This is a genomic window from Streptomyces sp. NPDC028635 (assembly GCF_040637635.1).
Lineage (GTDB): Bacteria > Actinomycetota > Actinomycetes > Streptomycetales > Streptomycetaceae > Streptomyces.
Genome location: NZ_JBEZWX010000090.1, coordinates 1 through 1649 on the forward strand (window position 1 = coordinate 1; position 1649 = coordinate 1649).

The window sequence follows — 1649 nt, forward strand, 5'->3', positions numbered from 1 at the left end:
TGACAGCCAGCCTGGTGCGCGTGCGCACGAAGGGGCTGAGAAAACGATGCGGCGCGGACACGGCGGCGGTCTACTCCCGTGTGAACCAGGCGGATACGGACAGCACGAACGGCCCCGGTCGGGCAGGCCGCGGGGCAGAGTCGCGCACACGATCACACGTTCGGCACAGCCAGTCCATGTATGAGGAATTTATGAAGTTGTGACGAATGGATGGGGAGCACGTGACTCCGCTTTGACCATGCCGTAAGTGCGGCTTTTGATCACCTGAAGTGCGCTCATAGGTGTGGGTGATCATGATCTTGTCGACTTATCCATGTAGGTGACCAAGAGTCAGGTCTCGTCCCGTGTCGCAGATCACAGCATCGACGGGAACTGTTCCGAATCGATGTTGAATCCTGTGGCGGCCATGACAGAGGGTGCGAATTCCATCTGTCGTTTTTCTTGCATGCCTTGGTGGGGTCGACGCGTATGCGCGCTCAAAGTCCACCGTCATGGCTGGGGCGTTGGCGCCCGGCGATGACGGAGTCACAACGACGGCGCCGCCGGCAAAGCCGCGCGGCGACCGTCCTTTTGTTGTCCACGGCCTTGTTGGTGAGCAGTCTCGGTACCGAGGCCTGGGCGATACCCGGCCCCGGTATGAACCGGGAGGAGGTCAAGCTCCCCGATCTCCCCAAGCCGACCGCGCTGGACGCGGACGAGGAAGCGGAGAAGAACCTCACCACGGCGCCCGAGGTGCCCATCGATCCGTATGCGCCGACGGCGGTCACGCCGTGGGCGGCGGACACCGGTGTCGCCACCCTGAAGCCGGATGCCACGCCGGGGACGACGGTCCCGGTCGATGACCTGCCGATCGCTGTCGGGGTGCCCGCGGGTACGGATCCGGCGGCGATCGACGGCACGTGGAAGGTCGATCTGGCGGCGCCGACGGCGTCGCAGGACGCGAACGTGTCCGGCATGATCATGAAGGTCACGCCGCCGGCGGACGCGGACCCGACCGCGCAGGTCTCCATCGCCGTCGACACGACGAGCTTCGCGGACCTGTACGGTCCGCAGGCCGCCGACCGCTTCGGTCTGGTCCTGCTGCCCAACTGTGTGATGGACGCTCCCGACACGGGTGACTGCGCCAGCGACGCGGGTACGACGACCATGTCCGGCAAGACGGACAAGCAGCCGGAGCGGTTGCGTTCCTCGGTGAAGGTCGTCGCCGCCGACAAGGCGCCGACGAAGACCAAGGCTGCGAAGAAGGCGTCCAAGCGGAAGATCCTGACCGGTTCCGTTCCGGTCCGCGACCTGCTGGGCGGCGACGCCGGTGTCACGCAGTCCGGAGCGCGCACGGCTGCCTACCGCAGCGGTGACGTCCTGCCGGTCGTCGACGCTTCGGGCCCGCAGGTGATCGGCGCGATGGACACCGGGGCTTCGGCTTCCGGTGACTTCACCGCGTCTCCGCTGCTGTCGTCGGGTGCGTGGGCGGCCGGCTCGTCGTCGGGTGCGTTCACGTACTCGTATGACGTGCAGGTGCCGGAGACGGCCGGCGGTCTGATGCCGAAGATTTCCCTCGGGTACTCGTCGCAGTCGGTGGACGGCCGGACGTCGGCGACGAACAACCAGGCGTCGTGGATCGGTGACGGCTGGGACTACAACCCCGGCTC

The 1649-nt window shown here is 66.4% G+C and carries 1 pseudogene; it reads left to right on the forward strand.

Annotation, left to right across the window (positions count from 1 at the left end):
• Window positions 1–636 precede the first annotated feature (636 nt).
• Window positions 637–1649 (forward strand): annotated as a pseudogene (locus AB0E88_RS35740) (sugar-binding protein); the annotation flags it as partial.